The organism is Pseudarthrobacter sp. IC2-21, from assembly GCF_034048115.1.
GTDB classification, from domain to species: domain Bacteria; phylum Actinomycetota; class Actinomycetes; order Actinomycetales; family Micrococcaceae; genus Arthrobacter; species Arthrobacter naphthalenicus.
The window spans coordinates 3,302,995-3,321,767 of sequence record NZ_CP139145.1 but is presented as its reverse complement, the minus strand read 5'-3'; the positions used below and the strand labels follow the sequence as shown (position 1 = coordinate 3,321,767).

The following is an 18,773-nucleotide window of genomic DNA, read 5'->3' as shown; positions in this document are numbered from 1 at the left end:
TCGGTGGAATCGGCAAAGACAAGCATCATTGCGGGCATCGTCCTGATGGCGGTGGGCCTGCTTTTCCTGCTGGACCGGCTGGGCGTGGTGGACAGCGGCGTCTACGTGCCGGCCCTGATGTTTGCCGCGGTGGGAGCAGTGTTCCTGGGCGTCTTCTTCCGCCGCCGTGATCAATGGTGGGCTGCGATCCCCGGCTCCGTGTTCCTGGGCCTGGCCGCGGTCATCACCGCTTCACAGGTGGCGCCCGGCAGTGCTGGCGGGGCTTACCTGTTCCTGTTTATGGCCGCCGGGTTCGCCGCCGTGTACGCGCGGGTCCCGGCCAACTGGTGGGCCATCATCCCGGCCGGGGTGATGTTCACGCTGGCCGTCATCGTGGCCCTCCCGGCCCTGCAGGGCATGGCCGTGGCGGGAGTCCTGTTCCTGGGCCTGGCGGGCACCTTCGGTGCGCTCTCCGCTGTACCGGTCCGGACCTCCGGTCACACCGCCACCATGAAGTGGCCCCTCATTCCGGCGGCAGTCCTCGGCGTGCTGGGAGTGCTCTTCGCGCTCCAGGCCACCGCCTTGCTCGTTCCCTTGGAGTTCGCCGTTCCCGCCGTCATGATCCTGGCCGGGATCGGCCTGCTGGTCTACGACTACCGGATCCGTGGACGCGGACCGCGGACGCACTAACGCGTATCCACGTCCTCGAACACCAGGAACGTCTGCGTGTCCAGGACGCCCGGCATGGACTGCAGCTGGTCGAAGATCACCCGGCGCAGGTCCGTGTTGTCGATGGCGCGCACCAGCAGGATGACGTCGAAGTCGCCGCCGACCAGCGCGATGTGGTGGACCTCCGGGATGGCCCTGAGCTCCTCGCGCAGTTCCCGCCAGGAGTGCTGGCTGACCTTGAGGGTGACGTAGGCGGAGGACTTGAGACCGGCCTTGATGGGGTCCACCAGGGCGGTGAACTTGGTCAGCACCCCTTCACTGGTGAGCCGCGCGATCCGGGTATAGGCGTGGGCCCGGGAGATGTGGACATTCTGCGCCACCTGCGTGACGGACATCCTGCCGTCCCGGGTCAGCTCACGGATAATGTCGCGGTCCACGTCGTCCAGCGGCGCCGGTTCCGCCCGGTCTGGTGTGTCTGCCAATCTGTCCACAGCTCCCTGCCGTAGTCCTGCCCTTGAGTACGTTTCGTCTCCCAGAATAGCCATCTTCGACTGGCTTCTCCACGATTCATCTCAGGTCTGGATACGAAACATCAGTTAGGTCAATACTGGGAAGGAATAGTGGCTACAGAAGGACTGACCAATGACGATCTCCGCGGACCACTCTGCGCCCCGCACCGCCCCCGGCTCTGCGCCGGACCGGGACCCACGCCCGCCGGCTGAAAACGCCGTGACCGAAGCCGTCCGCAAGTTCGGCATCACGGCGGAGGACTACATGCTCCCCGCCCGGCACCAGATCCAGATGGTGGACCCGGAGGGCCGGCTCCTGGCCGAAGGCGAGCAGGGCACCGAACCCGGCCACGAGTACCCCGTGCCCGGCGATGCCGAACTGCTGGCAGCGTACGAGCAGCTCGTCGTCGGACGCCGCGTCAACGACCAGAACTCGGCACTCGTCCGGCAGGGCCGCATGGCCGTGTACCCGTCCAGCCACGGGCAGGAAGCCTGCCAGGTGGCCGCGGCGCTCTGCCTCGCCGAGGGCGACTGGCTGTTCCCCACCTACCGGGACGCCGTGGCGGTCATGACCCGCGGGGTTGATCCCGTGCAGACCATGACCATCTTCCGCGGCGACTGGCACAGCGGCTACGACCCCGCCCGGCACAAGGTGGGCATCCAGTGCACGCCGCTGACCACCCAGCTGCTGCACGCCGTCGGGGTGGCGCATGCGGCCAAGCTCCGCGGCGAGGACACCGTGGTCCTGGCCATGTGCGGCGACGGCGCCACCAGCGAAGGCGACTTTCACGAGGCCCTGAACTTCGCCGCCGTCTTCCACCTGCCCGTCATCTTCTTTGTGCAGAACAACAAGTACGCCATCTCCGTTCCGCTGGCGCACCAGTCCGTGGCCCCCTCCCTGGCGCACAAGGCCGTTGGCTACGGCATGGCCGGCGAACGCGTGGACGGCAACGACGTCGTCGCCCTCCTCGCCGTGCTGGACCGCGCCGTGGCGCTCGCCCGCGGCGGCTCCGGCCCGCTCCTGGTGGAGGCCAACACCTACCGGATGCAGGCCCATACCAACGCCGACGACGCCACCCGCTACCGCCAGGACAGTGAAGTTGCCGAGTGGCTGGCCAAGGATCCGGTGACCCGGATGCGGACGTACCTCACCGACCGCGGAATACTGGACGACGACGGCGCCACCAGGATTGCCGCGCACGCGGAAGATGTTGCCACTCAGCTTCGCGAGGGGCTGGGTGAGGAGGTTCCGGTGGACCCGCAAGAGCTCTTCCGCCATGTCTTTTCCGAACCCACACCACAACTTCGCGAACAGTCGGCCCTGCTGGCCGACGAACTTGCCCGCGACGCATCCTCCCGGGAGGCCTCCAAATGAGCCCGACAGTCACTACCTCCTCCGAGGCGAACGGTAACGTCAGCGCCGCCACGGCCCGGGCAGCCGCCTCAGCAGCTTCCGCGGCCGAGGCTACCGGGCCGCAGTCCGTCACCATGGCCAAGGCCCTGAACACTGCCCTGGCCGACGCCATGCACGCCGATAACTCCGTCCTGGTGTTCGGCGAGGACGTGGGCCAGTTGGGCGGCGTCTTCCGCATCACCGACGGCCTCACCCGCACGTTCGGCGAGCAGCGCTGCTTCGACACACCCCTGGCCGAGTCCGGCATTGTGGGCATGGCCGTGGGCATGGCCATGAACGGCATGCGGCCGGTGGTTGAGATGCAGTTTGACGCCTTCGCCTACCCGGCGTTCCAGCAGATCGTCAGCCACGTGGCCAAGATGCACAACCGCACCAAGGGCGCCCTGAAGCTGCCCATGGTGATCCGGGTTCCCTACGCCGGCGGCATCGGGGGAGTGGAGCACCACTGCGACTCCTCCGAGTCCTACTACGCCCACACCGCCGGCCTGAAGGTCTTCACCCCCGCCACCGTGGCCGATTCCTACCGGATGCTGCGGGAGGCCATCGACTCGGACGATCCCGTCATGTTCATGGAGCCCAAGAAGCTCTACTGGTCCAAGGACATGGTGGACCTCGACCGCCTGCGTTCCGCTCACTCCGCGAATCGCGAGGCGGGCACGTCCTCGGAGGGGCGCGCCGCCGTCGCGCGTTCCGGCACTGACGCGACGCTCATCGCGTACGGGCCGTCCGTGCCCACGGCGCTCGCGGCGGCTGCCGCCGCTGCCGAGGAGGGCCGCTCGCTGGAAGTCATCGACATCCGCTCCATTGTGCCGTTCGACGACGAGACCGTGTGCGCGTCCGTCCGCAAGACCGGCCGGGCCGTGGTGATCGCCGAGGCGCACGGCTTCGCGTCCGTGTCCTCCGAGATCGTGGCGCGGGTCCAGGAACGCTGCTTCCACCACCTCGCCGCGCCCATCCGCCGCGTGACCGGGTTCGACGTCCCGTACCCGGCGCCGAAGCTTGAGCACTACTACCTGCCCGGCGTGGACCGCATCCTCGACGCCGTTGACGACCTCCAGTGGGAAGACTGACCAATGACCTCTGCACTGCAAGTATTCATGCTGCCCGATCTCGGCGAAGGCCTCACCGAAGCCGAACTGATCAACTGGCTGGTGGCCGTGGGCGACGAGGTCCGCGTGGACCAGCCGATCGCCGAGGTGGAGACCGCCAAGTCCGTGGTGGAAGTGCCCTCGCCCTACGCCGGGACCGTGGCCGAGCTGCACGGCGAGCCCGGGCAGACGCTGGACGTGGGGAAGCCGCTGATTTCGGTGGCGCCTGTTGGCTCTGCTGTTGCTGGGGCTGGCGCGGATGATGCCGCCCCCGCCCCTTCCACTGCCGAGGAGCCCGTGGTTGAAGCCGCCGCCGCAAATGCTTACAGGGAGGAGGAGAAGGCCGGGTCCGGCAACGTGCTGATCGGCTACGGGACTCCCGGCGGTGCCGGCCAGGTGCGGCGCACCCGGGCACCGCGCAGGGCTTTTTCGGTGGCTGAGCCCGCCGGAGCGCCCACGGTTGAAACTCCGGAGGTGGACCTCTCGCTGCTCCGCACCCGGGTGCCCGGGAAGCTAGGCGCCGTCATTTCCCCACTGGTGCGGCGGATGGCCCGCGAACACGGTGTGGACCTCGGCGAACTCAACGGTTCGGGTGAGAGCGGACTGATCATGCGCCGCGATGTTGAGGCGGCCATCAGCACTCCGGACGTGGCGCCGAGCCCTGTGGCTGAGCCGCGTCCTGTTCGTGAGCCGCGGCCTACGGTTACCGAAGCCCAGACCGGCACTGATTCGCGCACGGGCCTGCCCATTTCAGCCCGGACGCCCGTCAAGGGGGTCCGCAAGGTGGTCGCCGCCAACATGACCCGCAGCCGGCAGGAGATTCCGGAAGCCACGGTCTGGGTGGACGTGGATGCCACCGCCCTGGTGGAGCTCCGGGCCGGGCTGAAGAAGGCCGATTCGCACACGGCGCCGGGCCTGCTGGCGTTCATCGCCCGTTTTGTCACGGCCGGGTTAAAACGATTCCCGGAGCTGAACACCCGCATCGAGGCCACGGCGGACGGCGCCCAGGAGATCGTGTCCTTCGACGGGGTCAACCTTGGCTTCGCCGCGCAGACAGACCGCGGACTGACGGTGCCCTCCATCCGCAACGCCGAGAAACTCAGCGCCCGCGAACTGGACAGGGAGATCCGCCGGCTCACCGCCGTCGTGCGCGAAGGCAAGGGGACCCCGGAGCAGCTGGGCAGCGGCACCTTCACGCTGAACAACTACGGCGTGTTCGGCGTGGACGGATCCGCGGCCATCATCAACCACCCCGAGGTGGCGATCCTCGGCGTGGGGCGCATCATGGACAAGCCGTGGGTGGTGAACGGCGAGCTGGCCGTCCGCAAGGTCACCGAGCTGACGCTCACCTTCGATCACCGCGTGTGCGACGGCGGCACGGCAGCCGGGTTCCTCCGGTTCGTGGCGGACGCGATCGAGAACCCGGGGAGCGTGCTCGCGGAGCTCTGAGATGAAGGCCGTGGTGGTGGGGGCAGGCATCGCGGGCCTGGTGGCGGCCCGCCAACTCGGCCTGGCCGGCTGGGACGTTGAGCTCCTCGAGAAATCCGCGGCTCCGCGCCCTGACGGATACATGATGGACTTTTTTGGTCCCGGCGTGGAGGCTGCGGAGCGGATCGGCCTCTACCCGCGACTCGCCGCCGTGGCTTATCACGTGGAGGCGGCGGAGTACGTCGACGCCGCCGGCCGCCCCACGTCCAGCCTGGACTATGACCGCTTCGCCAGGCTTGCCGGCGGGAAGGTCCTGAGCCTGCTGCGGCCGGACATGGAACAGGCCGCCCTCGCTGCCCTCGAGGACGTGCCACCGGGCCGGGTCCGGGTCCGCTACGGGGCGGCGGTGTCCCGGATCCGGGATGATGACGACGGCGGCGTGCGGGTCACGGCGGGTGGCCAGCAGGACGTGACCGCTGACGTACTGATAGGTGCTGACGGCGTCCACTCCACGGTGCGGTCCCGGATGTTCGGGCCCGAGGACAGGTTCCTGCGACCCATGGGCATGCGTGCCGCCGCGTTCATCGTCACCGAACCCGTCCTCAACGCCCGCTTCCGGAACCGGTTCGTCCTCACCGACAGCATCAACCGAATGGCCGGTCTCTACAGCCTCCGTTCGGATGAGGTGGCGGCCTTTATGGTCTACCGGGATGCCGCAGCCGCTCCAGGACACCAGCCATCCGGGAGTCCGCGGGACAGGCTGCGCCGGGAGTTCGCCGGGCTCGGCCAGGCCGTGGACCGGCTGCTGGAACTATGCCCCGAACATCCGTACGACGACGTGGTGGCACAGATTGTCATGCCGCACTGGCAGCGGGGACGGACCGTCCTCGTAGGGGACGCCTGCGGAGCCGTCTCACTCCTCGCGGGCCAGGGCGGCTCGCTGGCGATCGCCGGTGCCGCGCTGCTCGGTGACATCCTGGGGCCGGTCACCTCGCCCGGCGGAATCAGCCCGGCCCTCACCGAATTCGAGCGACGCTGGCGGCCCCTCGTCGAGGAGGCCCAGGCTGCCGGGCGGCGTACCGCGGCATCGTTTCTCCCCGCCAACAGAACTCAGCGCCTGCTGCGGCGTTGGATCATCCGGGCCACTCATCTGCCCGGCATCGACCGGTTGGTTGCCCGCCAGATCGTGGGCCGGATCGCCAAGTAGCCCCGTCCACGCCTGATATCAGGACCCGCTCCGGGGCCGGACAACCAGCACAGGACAGGGTGCGTGGTGAATCACCTGGCTGGAGATTGAACCCAGCCGCAGCCCTGCGAAACCGCCGTGGCCCCGGGAGCCCACAACCAGCAGGTCCGCATCCTTGCTGGCGTCCAGCAAAGCGCTGGAGGCCAAGTCACGAACGAGTATTCCCTCGGTGTCCACGCCGTCAGCGGCGACGGCCTTCAATGCGTCAGCCTGGAGACGCTCAGCGGCGTGAAAGGAGTCGTTGCTGACGCTGTCCTCCACCGTTGACGGCACTGGCGGGTAATGCCACGCCGTGACGGCCCGGACGCTGCCGTGCCTGAGACGGGCTTCGTCCACGGCCCACCGAAGAGCGGCCAAGGACTGCTCGGAACCGTCCACACCCACCACGACGAGGAACCTACCGCTGGCGTCCATGTCTTCTGTCCTTCCGCGCGCCGACTCACTGCCATCGCCCCCGGCAGTGCCAGTCTGTGCCCGTCGCCCGAAGGGGTCAAGGCCACACGGCTAACCTCCACGGACCCTTCCCGCTAGGGCCAAGGAAACCGGACTAGAATCCGTTCATGCGTCTGGCGATCATTGGAGCGGTACTGCTGGCGGCCGGCGCGGTGGCGGCGGTCACAGGGACGCTGCCCGCGGCTGACCTGGCCGCGCTGGTTGACCGGGTGGCACCCATCCTGTTGTTCGTCGTCGCCATGACCGTGGTGACCGAGCTGGCCAGCGAGGCGGGCATCTTCCTGTGGATTGCACGCCGGTTCCGGCACTGGGGCCGCGGCTACAGCTTCCTGCTCTGGCTGTTCCTGGCCGTGTTCGCCACGCTGAGCACCATCTTCCTCTCGCTGGACACCACGGCGGTGCTGCTGACCCCGGTGGTGGTCAGCGTGACCCGGCAGGCCGGTCTGCCGCCGCTGCCGTTTGCCCTGATGACCGTGTGGCTGGCGAACACTGCGAGCCTGCTGCTGCCCATCTCCAACCTGACCAACCTGCTGGCGCAGCACAGCCTGGGCGGGATCAGCCCGGCCGGCTTCGCGGCCCTGATGTGGGCGCCGTCCCTCGCTGCGGTGCTGGTGCCGCTGGTGTTCATTGCCCTCGTTTTCCGCCGCGATCTGAGCAAACGCTATTCGCGGATCCCCGTGGGGCGGGTCCGGCCGGCTGCGGAAACCGGAAGTTCGACGGCGGTATCCACGGACCGCGTCCTGCTCGGCGGCACCGCTGTGGTGCTGGCGCTGCTGCTGCCGGCGCTGGTGTCCGGCGTTCCGGTCTGGATCCCCGCCGCGGCCGCCGCGCTGGTCCTGGGTGCGGTCTTCGCGTTCCGGCGCCCCCGGGTCCTCAAAGTGCAGCTGGTGCCGTGGTCCCTGCTGCTGTTCGCCTCCGGACTCTTCCTGGTGATGGAAACCGCCCGGCACCTGGGCGCCTCGGCATTCGTGGGCCAACTCGCCGGCACGGGGGAGAGCTTCCCCGAACTGCTCCGGCTGGCCGCCACCGGTGCGGCGGGTTCGAACGTGCTGAACAATCTGCCCGCCTACCTGCTGGCCGAACCCCTGGCTGAAACGCCGCAGCGGATGGCGGCCCTGCTGATCGGGGTCAACGCCGGCCCGCTCATCACGCCATGGGCCTCGCTGGCCACCCTGCTCTGGCACGACCGGCTGGTGCGGATGAACGTCCTGATCACCTGGCGCGGCTACGCGCTGTTCGGCCTGATGGTGGCGCCCCTGACCGTGTTCGCCGCGGTCCTGGCCCTGGCCGCCGCAGGGTAGTTGTGGACCACACAGGAGGGCACGCCATGAATCCAACCAAAGCCGAGATCGAGGCCGGCTACCGCCGCGCGCAGCAGGAACTGCAAGCCCGGCTGGCCGGCGCCACCACGGAGGATCTTCGCCGCCGGAGCAGCGGGACCCGGTGGACCAACGAGGAACTGCTCTTCCACATGGTGTTCGGCTACATGGTGGTCCGGGCCCTGCTTCCCCTGGTCCGGCTGGTCAGCAGGCTCCCCGCACCGGCGGGCAGGGCGTTCGCGGCGGTGCTGAACGCGGGAACCCGGCCCTTCGACGTCGTGAATTACTGGGGCTCGCGCGCGGCGGCGACGTTCTTCAACCGCCGGCGGATGGCGCGGAAACTCGCGAAGACCATCGCGGCCCTGACCCGGCAGCTGGACCGCGAAACTCCTGCCAGCCTCGCCCGCTCCATGCCGTTCCCCGACAGGTGGGACCCGTTCTTCCAACCCGTGATGAGCCTGAACGACGTCTACGCCTACCCCACGCTCCACTTCGACTTTCACGCCAAGCAGCTGAGCCTTCCGCCCACGTAACGCGTCGCGGGACAGAATAAAGCCAGGCCACCATGTGCCGGACCACTCACCCAGAAGGAGCGACCCATGCTCAGCCTGCAGGACATCGACAACATCGTCCTCAACGGAGGGATCGTGGTGGACGCGGCCGGGGAGAAGATCGGCTCCGTGGAACAGATCTTCACCAGCGGCGATTCCGGCGAGCCGGCCTTCGTCACCGTGCGGACCGGCCTGTTCGGCATGTCCGAATCCTTCGCCCCGCTCACCGGTGCCAGCCTCGAGGAATCCGTGATCCGGGTGGCGTTCACGAAGGACACGGTGAAGAACGGCCCGCGCATCGAGAGCGACCGCGGCGCCATCACGGAGACCCAGGAGCAGGAACTCTACAGCTACTACGGGCTCTACCAGGGCGAGTCCGGTGAAGGTGCCACGGAAACCGTGCAGGAGCAGGTCAGCGGGGCAGCCGGGGAAACCGCGCCGGATGACACCGCACCCGCGGCAGCGGCAGTAGGTGCGGCGGCCGCGGAGGGAAGGGCCGACGACGTCGGCGCACCGGACGTGCGGAAACCGCCTCCGCCCCCGCGGCCTCACGGCGGCCCCCCGCCCCCGCCGCCGCACCTGCACAGACACGTGCCCCCGCACCTGCACCCGCACGCCGGTCCGCCACCGCCGCCGCCGGGCCCGCGTCACTAATCGCGCCCGGTCCAGGGGTCACTCGGCGTCGAATACCACGTCCGCGGACGCGGCGCCCCGCAACGCCGCGATCTGCTGCGCTTCACGGTGCAGCAGCTCCTTGTCAGGTGCCGACACCGGGCGGAAGGCGGTGATGGCGACGGTCAGTTTCCGGCCGTCCTTCCGCGGCCGCCAGGTGCCGGCGATCTGCCCGCTGATGAGGACCGCGCCCGGGTCGCCCACCGGCCTCCACAGTTCCCGGTGGTGCTCGCGGGCGACGATGGTCTCGCGGTCACGCATGTGGGTGTACGGGTCGTGCGGCGGGAGCAGACGCACTCCATCGGCCGGCGGGGCGGACCGCAGCGCGGGAAGGTCCTCGGTGAGGATCCACGCAGTGCCGCCGAACTCGACGGCAGTCAGCTCCTCCCGGACCAGGTCCCACTAGGGGCCCGTATCCCCAGCGTTGATTCCCAGCCACGCAGCGAAGCCGGCCCTCGTGGAGGGTGCGTAGCAGCGCAAGTAGCGGCGAAGCAGTTCGGCCCGCGCGGTGTCCGGGTGAGTGCCCGTAATGGCGTGGCCCAGCCACTCCCTGACCAGGACGAACGGGGCCTGGTTTCCCTCGCGGGGGGCGAAACAGACGCGTCCCTGCAGCGTGAGGATCCGGATACAGAAATGGACCACGGCCTCGCCGAGCGGCTGGCCCGGTGCGTAGGGTCCTTCCGCTTCCCAGAGGAGGCGCTGGTCCGGCGTCAGTCTGAGGGCGATCCGCCGGGCGGGCTCCTGGCCCAGGTCCTTGATGGTGAGCCTGCGGTGGGACAGCACCGCATCGATCTCGGTGCCGCAGAATTCGACGGCGCGGGCCAGGGGAATGCCGAGCCGGTCCACGGCCTGTTCCACGCCGGGAATGAAGTGCCGCATCGCCTGCTCGGTTGGAGGCAACACCCCCGTGGTGAACACCGGCGCGTCCGCCGTCGGGAAGAGGAACGGCGCGCCGCGCATGGACCACGTCTGCAGCAGGCTTTTGTCTTCAGCGATCGCCGCGGCCACCCGTTCCTGCGCGATGCCCTGCACCCTGGCATGCAGGGCCAGCAGCGCCGCGCCGGGCGGGCTGTTTTGAATGCCGCACCGGCCGGCCGCTTCGAGCAGCCCCTCGGCCCCCACGCGTTTGGTGAGGTGGTGGGCGTTCAGCCGGAACGCAATGACCTCGCCCGCAGAAACCTTCTCAGCCACACGGGCACCTTATCGCGTCTGACCAGGGCGCGTTGTGGCTTCGGTGCGGCGCCGCGCCTGGCGCAGGTCCGGTCACCCGCTCGTCAGGTTACGCGCGGTGATCTTCCTCGTAAACGTCCGGGACGCCGTCGTGGTCGGTGTCCACGGACTCTTCCGCCTCCACGGCCCGGTACTGACGGTTGCGGGTGACCAGCACGGACGACGCCAGGAGGGCGGAGATAAGCGACGCGGCCAGGATGCCCACCTTGGCGTGGTCATCGTGGATGCTGCCGTGCCCGAAGCTCAGCTCGGCCACCAGGAGCGAGACCGTGAAGCCGATCCCCGCCAGCAGGGACATCCCGAACACATCGATCCACTTCAGGGACTTGTCCAGCGACGCCCTCGTGGCCTTGGTGAGGAGCCAGGTGGTTCCCAGGATCCCGGCGGGTTTGCCCACCACCAGCGCCACGATGATGCCGATGGCCACGGGGTCCGTCAGTGCCGCGCCCAGGCCGTTCCAGCCGCCCACAGCCACCCCGGCAGAGAAGAACGCAAAGATGGGGACGGCAATGCCGGCGGAAATCGGCCGGAAGCGGTGCTCGAAGATTTCCGCCAGGCCCGGGCCGGCGGCGGGGCCGCCGCTGGCAGCGGAGCGGATCACCGGGATGGCAAAGCCCAGCAGGACGCCGGCCACCGTGGCGTGGATGCCGGAGGCGTGCACCAGTCCCCAGGTGAGCAGCCCCAGGGGAAGCAGGATCAGCCAGGCCGCGGCGGGCTTGGCGCCGAAGAACCGGCGGTATTTCTGGGCCAGGAAGGTGTAGAGGGCCAGTGGAATGAGGGCCAGCAGCAGCGGGCCGGCCTGGATGTCGCTGGAATAGAACACCGCGATGATGCTGATGGCCAGCAGGTCGTCCACCACGGCCAACGTCAGCAGGAAGATCCGCAAGGCGCTGGGCAGATGGGAGCCGATGATCGCCAGGACCGCGACGGCGAACGCGATGTCCGTGGCCGTGGGGATGGCCCAGCCCTGCAACGTTTCGGGGCTGGTCAGGTTGATCAGCGCATAGATGACGGCAGGTACCGCCACGCCTCCCACCGCGGCGGCGATGGGCACCACGGACTTGCTGAACTGGCGGAGGTCCCCGGCCACGAACTCCCGCTTGAGCTCCAGCCCCACCAGGAAGAAGAAGATGGCCAGCAGCCCGTCCGCAGCCCAGGCCCCCAGGCTGAGGTCCAGGTGCCAGGGCTCGTACCCGATGCGGAGGTCCCGCAGCGCGAAGTAGCTATCGGCAACCGGCGAGTTGGCCCAGATCAGGGCGATGACGGCAGCTGCGACCAGCAGGATGCCGCCAACGGTTTCCTTCCGCAGGATGGCGCCGATGCGCAGTACTTCGCCGTAGCTTCCCCGTCCCAGGACGGAGGAGCGCGAAGGAAGGAAGGGATTCTTAGGCATGAAGGTGTCCTAAACAGTGGGTCGACAAAATACATGCCGACCAGACTTCCCGGCTCACCTCCAACAAGTCTACCGGGCCGGACTCGGCGCACTAACCGCCGGCTGCGGCGCACTACTCTTTGGCGGCTCCGGCCCGGTGCGGCCGGACGGCAACGAAGATGGCCAGGGCGGCGGCCTGGATGACGGTCAGGGTGACGGCCAGGGCCGGGATGGACTGCTCGTACAGCAGCCCGATGAGGACGCTTCCGGCCAGCCAGGCGAGGCCGTAGCAGGCGGTGAAGATGCCGTAGGCGCTGCCGCGCCGGCCAGTCGGGGCCAGTTCGGCCACCGCGGCCCGCATGGTGCTTTCCTGGACGCCCATGGCCGCTCCCCAGACCAGCGCGCCGGCGACTGCCAGCGGGGTGCTGTTGCTGAAACCGAGCCACGGCACGGCCGCGGCAAGGACCGGGAGAGCCAGCAGGACCTTCAGCCCGATCCGGTCGTAGAGCCAGCCCGAAGCCAGCGCCGCCACCGCATCCACCGCCATGGCCACGGCGTACAGGACGGGCACCAGTGCCGGCGGCAGGAGTCCGGTGGCCACCAGGTGGAAGGAGAGCAGCCCGAACGTTGCATAGCCGAACATCGTCAGGCTGCTGAACGCTGCGTACATCCAGAACTGCCGCGGCATGGGGGCCGGCTTTGGAGGAGCCGCTGGGGGAGTGGCGGCTGACGGGACCGGCGCGGCTGACGGGCCCGGCCCGGCTGAACCCTGTGCGCCGGCCGGCTCCCCGCCCGGCGCGGGCACCTCATAAAGGGACGGGTCCGGAACGCGCTTCCTTAGCCAGAACAGAAGCAGCATGGCCGTCGCCCCGGGCACCGCAAGCAGCAGGAACCCCGGGCCGTAGCTGCCGGACAGTGACAGCGCCGCGCCGATCAGCAGCGGGCCGACGAACGCGCCCACCTGATCCAATGCCTCATGGAACGCGAACGCCTTGCCGCGCCCCAGCCCCGTGCCGGCCTCGGCGAGCATGGTGTCCTTTGCCGGACTCCGCACGGCTTTGCCCATGCGCTCCGCCAGAACAAGCAGGCACGCAATCCACAGGGCACTGGTTATCCCCAGCAGCGGCACGGACAGTGCTGTGAGGCCGTAGCCCGTCATCGCCAACCCCCACCGGAGCCGGGGCCGATCTGCCAGGCGGCCGAAGACCAGGCGGAAAACCAGGGCCACTGCCTCGCCCGCGCCCGTGATGACACTGATTAGCAGGGCAGAGGCCCCCAGCAGTCCCAGGAACGGTCCGGTGACGCTCCTGGCCCCTTCGTAAACCATGTCCATCAGGGCGCTGATGATGCCGAAGACCACGATGAACCGGAACGCCGTCAGGGGCGGTCCCGTCACGGTCCGGCCGGGGGAGCCTGGGTCGGCGCTCTTCACTCAGAGCCCGGGGCGGCGGCGGGAAGGGTTCGCACGGAATCTCACGTCCCCATCGTATAAATCCTCATCCGGTCCTGGAAGGAGCGTTGCCGCGTTGTCCCGCGGTGGGTAATGCTGGGTAATGGTGGGTGCAGAACTTGAGTACCGGTTACTCGTGCAACCTGCCGGCGGATCCGGTTTACTGATCCTGCCGGCGGGATTCAGGATGGGTGCCGCTGCGGTCACCGCCGGCGCCACAAGCGAGATACCCGAACAATGAGAGCCCCGCCGATCGCGACGTGGACAGGAGCGGGAGGTTCACATGCGAGTCAGAGTTTCAACCGGAGAAGGGGTTGATCCTATGGATTGCCCGCACCAGTTCGTGGGCCGCTGCGATGAGTGTGCCGCGGCGTCGGCCCAGCCACAGGTAGCTGGCCAGATGCTCGTGAACCCGTGGGAACTGGGGCTCTCGAGTAGTTCGGCAGCACCCGTGGATCCCTACGGGGAGCCGCCAACATGACGGGCCGCCCCCTGCGGCCGACGCCAGCACCCCCAGCCCCGTCGCCGCAGGAGGCCACAATGACCAACCGGGTGAGTAAGAGAACGTTCCTTGTCCCGGGCCTGCTCGCGGTGGCGTTGGCGGCCGCCTCCTGCAGCAGCCCGCCGCCGCCCAAACCGGACCAGACGGCCGGCACTGACGTCTACGTCACGGCCTACACCTGGCAGGACAACACACCCAAGGGATCGCCCATCATCAGCCACCCGATACTGCACAAGACGGCCGGCGGACGGGGTACCTATGAAGATCCGGTGACCATCGCCGTCGGCCATTCCCTCGAAACGGGCAAAGACGTCCTGGACTATGAGCCGGGAACCCGCATCTACCTGCCGGACGTGCGGCGGTACTTCATTGTGGAAGACACCTGCGGGGACGGGCCCACGCCGGAGGACGGTCCCTGCCACAGCGGCGCGGAAGAACACGGCAGCGCCTCGATCTGGCTGGACATGTGGATCGGCGGCCAGAACGAAAGCGACAGGTTTGCCCGGCGCTGCACGCTGAAAGTCACGGGCGTGAGGAAGGCCGTGTTCAATCCGCCCGACAACTACGTGGTGGCCCCCGGCGACGGCGTGATCCACGACGGGCAGTGCGACTCGGGCTACGGGAACGAACTGGTCACCAAGTAACGGGCCCTAAAGTGCCGGCCGGCTACTTGTCCTTGTCTGTGCGGCGTCGTGACTGGGCCAGGATTTCGGCTTCCTCTTCATAGGCGCGCAGATCGTTGGCCTGATCGGCGGCGTCGCCGTGCCAGTCCTCGCCGCTGACCTGGTGCTCGAACTCCATGGTGGGCTGCTCGTCCTCGAGCGCCTCCACCGTCTCGTCGACCTTCTTCTGCAATGACTCATCGCTCATGACGTCGCCTCTGCCTCTCCTCGGTGTTCCTGGTCCGGGCACCGGATCTGTGCGTGCCTGAGCCTTCAGCTTAGGGCCGGGAGCGGGTTATGGGGGTGACTTGTATCGATCAGTTGCCAAAGTACGACGCCGGCACTTGAGGCAAGTGCCGGCGTCGTACTTGAGTGCGAGAGGGTTCCCCGAAATGCCACGTTAAGTGAGAGAGGGTTCCCGGGAAAGCCACATTAAGTGAGAGAGCGTTCCTTGGGGTCAGCTGCCGATGGACGGCGTGGCCGGGACCTCCGGGCGCTTCCCGGCCCGCTCGTTGGGGACGGTGAGCATGATGGCGATGATGGCCACCACCACCATCAGCAGGTTGAACAGGATGCCCACGGCCCCGCCGAAGCGCAGGGCCACGTTCGTCTGATTGCCGATGAACAGTCCCCAGGACTGGATGGTGGCAGGGTCCATGGCCTGCGCGGCGACATACAGTGCGGCTGAGATGGCCACGCCGATCGCGTTGCCCAGCGAGGACGCCATCTTGTAGATCCCCGCGGCCGCGCCGGCTTCGTCGTCGGGCACGTTGGACAGTGCAGCGTCCGTGGACGGCGTCGCGTAGAAGCCCAGGCCGATGCCGAAGAGGGTGAAGCCGATGACGGCCAGCACACCACAATGAAAATGCCGGAGAACAGGGACGTGATGGACACGGCCAGGTTCCCCAGGGTGCGCTCGATCCCGAGCGAGCCCTGGATGCCGGGAATGACGTTCAGCAGGGTCTGCGCGAACAGCCAGAAGTTGATGACCGCCAGGACGATGCCGGTCAGCCACGCATCGTTCGGCTTCCACTGGGTTTGGGTTTTTGCGGAGGACTGGACAGTGCTCACGGCTTACGCATCCTTGGCTAGGTAGGACATTGCGGCAACAACTTGGGCCTGCACACCCAGGGAAAGCGTCGGATCCAGCACCGGCGCGAAGAACGGGGAGTGGTTCCCGGGGATGTCCTGGGACACGGTCCCGCGTTCCACGGCGGCCCGGTATTTTTCCGGGTCGTGGCCGCCCAGGAGCCAGAACGTGTACGGCACGCCGAACGCGTCCGGGATGCGGCTGAAGTCCTCCGAGGCGGTCTGCGGCGTGGCCTGGAGCACGGCTCCTTCAGCGAAATGCCGGGTGAAGGCGGCCGTGACTTTTTCGGTCACGGCGGCGTCGTTGCTGGTCAGGGGGAACTGGTCGTAGTACTCGAACTCCGGTTCCTGCGGCGAGCCTGCGGTGACGCACTCGCCGCGGACGATCCGCTCGATCGCGGCGAGCACGCCTTTCCGGACCTGATCGCTGTAGGTGCGGATGTTCAGCAGCAGCGTGGCGCGGTCCGGGATGATGTTCGATTTCGTCCCCGCGTTCAGCGCGCCCACGGTGACCACCGCGAAGTCCCCGGGTTTGGTCTCCCGCGACACCACGGTCTGCAGCCGCAGCACAATCGAGGACGCCAGCACCACGGGGTCCACCGCCATGTGCGGCATGGACCCGTGCGCGCCCTTGCCGTAGACCGTGATCTTCAGCGAATCCCCGGCGGACAGGACCGGCCCGGCCGTGGTGGCGAGCGTCCCGGCCGCGATGGGCATCACGTGCTGGGAAAGCGCGACGTCGGGCCGCGGCACCTTGGTGACCAGGCCGTCGTCGACCATTGCCTGCGACCCGGCGCCGATCTCCTCCGCGGGCTGGAACAGCGCGATGTAGGTACCGGACCACGCGTCGCGGCCGTCGGCCATGAGCTTGGCGGCACCGAGCAGGGTGCTGACGTGGACGTCGTGCCCGCAGGCGTGCATCACCCCGTCCACTTCGGAGGAGTAGGGGAGCCCGGTGGCCTCGGTGACGGGGAGCGCGTCCATGTCCGCACGGGCCAGGACGGTGGGTCCCTCGCCGTTGGTGAGGACGCCGACGACGCCGGTGCCTCCCAGGTGCGTGACCTCGCAGCCAAAGGAGGCGAGTTTCTCCGCGACCAGCGCGGAGGTCTGCTGTTCCTCGAGGCTTACTTCTGGATGCCGATGGAGGTGGGTGTAAAAGTCCCGGACCCAGCCGAGCTCTGTATCTAGTCCTGCCAACACTGACTCGAAGCCGCTCATGCGCATCACTCTCTGAGAAATGGGGCGCCCGGGCGGGCCAGACGCAGTTGGCATGATCAGCCTAAACCCGAACGCGGCGGCCGGAGGTGAATACTGGGCAGCGATCTCACGCGATCTGCCCACGGGGCCTTACAGCCACAGTGCGGCGGGCAAACTAGGATTTGCCAGGTGAGCAGAAACGGCGGGGGACCCAGGGTGACCAGGCAGGAATGGATCAAGTACGCAGCGCTCCTGGTGCTGGCGGTGGTTGCCTTCGGCGTGGCAGCTCTTGCCCTGATGAATCCGCGGGGCGTGGGTGAACCCGCCGGCCTGCTGCCGTCTGGCCCGGTGCCGGGCCCGACTGCCTACGTGGCTGCGGCCACGGCGGCGGCCACCGCGCCCGCCGGCCAGCCGAAGATTGAGCTTCCGGCCAGGCCCGTCCTGCTGATTCTTGGCGATTCTTACACAGCGGGGACCGGTGCCGGCCGGGAAGACCAGGGGTGGGCCTACGACGTTGCCCGCACGCTGGGCTATCCCAGCAATATCGACGGTTTGGGCGGGACCGGCTTCGCGTGGGGCGGCGGCGCGCAGGACGACGGCGGCCGGGAGTACGAGGTGCGGCTGCGTGAGATCTCCCGGGATCGGCGCTTTGTCCCCAACCTGCTGATTCTGCAAGGCGGCCAGAACGACGCCCAGCTCAATGACCCCGAAGAACTCAAGGCCGCCACGGCGCAGACCATCGAAGCGGCCCGCAGGTTCTGGCCAGGCATCCAGGTGGTTGTTCTTGGACCGTCCGCCCCGCAGCCCCTCGCGGACACCCTGCGTGGCGCGAACACCGCCGTCCGGGCCGGCGCCGTACTGGCGAAGGCCCCGTTTATCGACGCCTACGAGGCGCCCTGGTTCACGGCTGCCAACAGCCCGGGGTTCAATGCCGACGGCGCGCACCCGAACACCGCCGGCCACGCGTACCTTGCGCAGAAGTTCCTGGAGTCCTGGGCAGCGCTGACAAAGTGAGCACCCGTCCGGCGTCCCGGAAACTCGGGGGCCCGTGGGTAGAATCGAGGCCAGAAGAACGCAACGTGCATCCCGGAGGTACGGAGTAACAATGTCAGAATGGCTCGAAGTTGGCGCGGATACGTACGTGCTGGTCACCGAAGGTTCGCTGCTGAATACCGGCCTGGTGGTGGGCTCGGAGCGGGCCATGGTGGTGGACACCGGCTGCGGGCCGCGGCAGGGACGCGAGATCCTGGACGCGGTGCGGGAGAAGACGGACCTGCCCCTCGTCGTCGTGAACACCCACGCGCATTACGACCATTTCTTCGGCAACGCCGTGTTCGCCTCCGACGGCGTCACGGAGTTCTGGGCGCACGAAAACTGCGCCCGCGAGATCGACAGCCACGGGGACCTGCAGCGCCGCTTTGTGGGCACGCTGGAGCCGGAGATGTCCGCCGGTGAAGGCGAGAACGTGGAGCTGGTGGTGCCCAACGCCATCGTCAAGGACCAGCCGGTGCTGGTGGACCTCGGCGGGATCACCGTCACGCTCTTCCACCTGGGCCGCGGCCATACCGACGGCGACCTCCTGGTGGGCACGCCCACCACCCTGTTCGTGGGCGACCTTGTGGAGCAGGGCGCGCACCCCTCGTTTGAGGATTCCTACCCGGAGGATTGGGCCGACTCCCTGCGGCACATCTCAGCCCTGCGCCACCGCTACGAATTCCTGATCCCGGGCCACGGACAGCCCTGCAGCGATCAGTTCGTCAAAACCATGGCCAACACCATGACCACCGCGGTCCGGCAGGCCCAGCAGTCAATCCGGGACGCGCCGTCGGACGCCACCAAGGCCATCCCCGTGCTGCCCTACGGCCCGGAACAGTCGCGCTGGTTCATCAAGCGGCTGCAGGAGACCCGGCCGGTGCACTAGACCGCAACGCGGGGTCACTTCA

Annotated in this window: 18 protein-coding genes and 1 pseudogene; 11 read left to right on the top strand and 8 right to left on the bottom strand. The window is 68.3% G+C overall.

Features of this window, described 5'->3' with window-relative positions:
• The first annotated feature begins 3 nt into the window (after positions 1-3).
• A complete protein-coding gene (locus tag SBP01_RS15300) occupies positions 4-669 on the top strand; it encodes a hypothetical protein (RefSeq protein WP_320536342.1) in 666 nt (221 codons plus the stop codon).
• On the opposite strand, the gene SBP01_RS15295 is transcribed toward SBP01_RS15300, so the two are convergent.
• Entirely contained in the window at positions 666-1,043 is a 378-nt protein-coding gene (locus SBP01_RS15295) for an Lrp/AsnC family transcriptional regulator (RefSeq protein WP_414004307.1), read from the bottom strand. The genes SBP01_RS15300 and SBP01_RS15295 overlap by 4 nt on opposite strands.
• Positions 1,044-1,290: 247 nt before the next feature.
• On the opposite strand from SBP01_RS15295, the gene SBP01_RS15290 reads away from it, so the two are divergent.
• Genes SBP01_RS15290 through SBP01_RS15275 form a run of 4 tightly spaced genes read left to right on the top strand, consistent with a single transcriptional unit; the run spans position 1,291 to position 6,294 of the window.
• A complete protein-coding gene (locus SBP01_RS15290) occupies positions 1,291-2,532 on the top strand; it encodes a thiamine pyrophosphate-dependent dehydrogenase E1 component subunit alpha (RefSeq protein ID WP_320536340.1) in 1,242 nt (413 codons plus the stop codon).
• Positions 2,529-3,641 carry an alpha-ketoacid dehydrogenase subunit beta gene (locus SBP01_RS15285; RefSeq protein WP_320536339.1) on the top strand — a complete coding sequence of 371 codons (1,113 nt, stop codon included), beginning with the start codon at positions 2,529-2,531 and terminating at the stop codon, positions 3,639-3,641. The genes SBP01_RS15290 and SBP01_RS15285 overlap by 4 nt, the downstream gene beginning before the upstream one ends.
• Positions 3,642-3,644: 3 nt before the next feature.
• Positions 3,645-5,108 (top strand): dihydrolipoamide acetyltransferase family protein, encoded by a 1,464-nt coding sequence (locus SBP01_RS15280; RefSeq protein WP_320536338.1) that lies wholly within the window; start codon positions 3,645-3,647, stop codon positions 5,106-5,108.
• A 1-nt stretch (position 5,109) separates the two neighbouring features.
• Positions 5,110-6,294 (top strand): FAD-dependent monooxygenase, encoded by a 1,185-nt coding sequence (locus SBP01_RS15275; RefSeq protein ID WP_320536337.1) that lies wholly within the window; start codon positions 5,110-5,112, stop codon positions 6,292-6,294.
• Between the two features lie 18 nt (positions 6,295-6,312).
• Here SBP01_RS15275 and SBP01_RS15270 read toward each other — a convergent pair whose 3' ends face one another.
• Positions 6,313-6,747, bottom strand: a complete 435-nt coding sequence (locus tag SBP01_RS15270) for a universal stress protein (RefSeq protein ID WP_320536336.1) — start codon at positions 6,745-6,747, stop codon at positions 6,313-6,315.
• Between the two features lie 146 nt (positions 6,748-6,893).
• On the opposite strand from SBP01_RS15270, the gene SBP01_RS15265 reads away from it, so the two are divergent.
• The 3 genes from SBP01_RS15265 to SBP01_RS15255 all read left to right on the top strand — a co-directional run bounded on the left by SBP01_RS15265 (position 6,894) and on the right by SBP01_RS15255 (position 9,310).
• Positions 6,894-8,087 (top strand): SLC13 family permease, encoded by a 1,194-nt coding sequence (locus SBP01_RS15265; protein WP_320536335.1) that lies wholly within the window; start codon positions 6,894-6,896, stop codon positions 8,085-8,087.
• Positions 8,088-8,113: 26 nt separating this feature from the next.
• Positions 8,114-8,638 carry a DinB family protein gene (locus SBP01_RS15260; protein ID WP_320536334.1) on the top strand — a complete coding sequence of 175 codons (525 nt, stop codon included), beginning with the start codon at positions 8,114-8,116 and terminating at the stop codon, positions 8,636-8,638.
• Positions 8,639-8,704: 66 nt separating this feature from the next.
• A complete protein-coding gene (locus tag SBP01_RS15255) occupies positions 8,705-9,310 on the top strand; it encodes a PRC-barrel domain-containing protein (protein WP_320536333.1) in 606 nt (201 codons plus the stop codon).
• Between the two features lie 18 nt (positions 9,311-9,328).
• Here the strand turns inward: SBP01_RS15255 and SBP01_RS15250 are convergent.
• The 3 genes and pseudogenes from SBP01_RS15250 to SBP01_RS15240 all read right to left on the bottom strand — a co-directional run bounded on the left by SBP01_RS15250 (position 9,329) and on the right by SBP01_RS15240 (position 13,326).
• A pseudogene (locus tag SBP01_RS15250) lies at positions 9,329-10,360 on the bottom strand (winged helix DNA-binding domain-containing protein).
• A gap of 247 nt (positions 10,361-10,607) precedes the next feature.
• A complete protein-coding gene (nhaA, locus tag SBP01_RS15245; RefSeq protein WP_320536332.1) occupies positions 10,608-11,951 on the bottom strand; it encodes a Na+/H+ antiporter NhaA in 1,344 nt (447 codons plus the stop codon).
• A gap of 112 nt (positions 11,952-12,063) precedes the next feature.
• Positions 12,064-13,326, bottom strand: a complete 1,263-nt coding sequence (locus SBP01_RS15240; protein WP_320536331.1) for an MFS transporter — start codon at positions 13,324-13,326, stop codon at positions 12,064-12,066.
• Between the two features lie 594 nt (positions 13,327-13,920).
• Between SBP01_RS15240 and SBP01_RS15235 the strand changes: the two genes are divergently transcribed.
• The gene (locus SBP01_RS15235) at positions 13,921-14,526 is read left to right on the top strand and encodes a hypothetical protein (protein WP_320536330.1); all 606 of its coding nucleotides are present in this window, start codon (positions 13,921-13,923) and stop codon (positions 14,524-14,526) included.
• A 22-nt stretch (positions 14,527-14,548) separates the two neighbouring features.
• On the opposite strand, the gene SBP01_RS15230 is transcribed toward SBP01_RS15235, so the two are convergent.
• From SBP01_RS15230 to SBP01_RS15220, 3 genes are all read right to left on the bottom strand, one after another.
• Complete coding sequence (locus SBP01_RS15230) at positions 14,549-14,752, bottom strand: hypothetical protein (RefSeq protein WP_275213430.1); 204 nt, start codon at positions 14,750-14,752, stop codon at positions 14,549-14,551.
• 249 nt (positions 14,753-15,001) lie between these two features.
• Positions 15,002-15,397, bottom strand: a complete 396-nt coding sequence (locus SBP01_RS15225; protein ID WP_275213431.1) for a hypothetical protein — start codon at positions 15,395-15,397, stop codon at positions 15,002-15,004.
• 221 nt (positions 15,398-15,618) lie between these two features.
• Complete coding sequence (locus SBP01_RS15220) at positions 15,619-16,851, bottom strand: amidohydrolase (protein ID WP_320536329.1); 1,233 nt, start codon at positions 16,849-16,851, stop codon at positions 15,619-15,621.
• A gap of 168 nt (positions 16,852-17,019) precedes the next feature.
• Between SBP01_RS15220 and SBP01_RS15215 the strand changes: the two genes are divergently transcribed.
• Together SBP01_RS15215 and SBP01_RS15210 are read left to right on the top strand one after the other, a co-directional pair.
• Positions 17,020-17,844, top strand: coding sequence for an SGNH/GDSL hydrolase family protein (locus SBP01_RS15215; RefSeq protein ID WP_320536328.1), 825 nt, complete (start codon positions 17,020-17,022; stop codon positions 17,842-17,844).
• 91 nt (positions 17,845-17,935) lie between these two features.
• Positions 17,936-18,751 carry an MBL fold metallo-hydrolase gene (locus SBP01_RS15210; protein ID WP_275213435.1) on the top strand — a complete coding sequence of 272 codons (816 nt, stop codon included), beginning with the start codon at positions 17,936-17,938 and terminating at the stop codon, positions 18,749-18,751.
• The last annotated feature ends 22 nt before the right edge of the window (positions 18,752-18,773 follow it).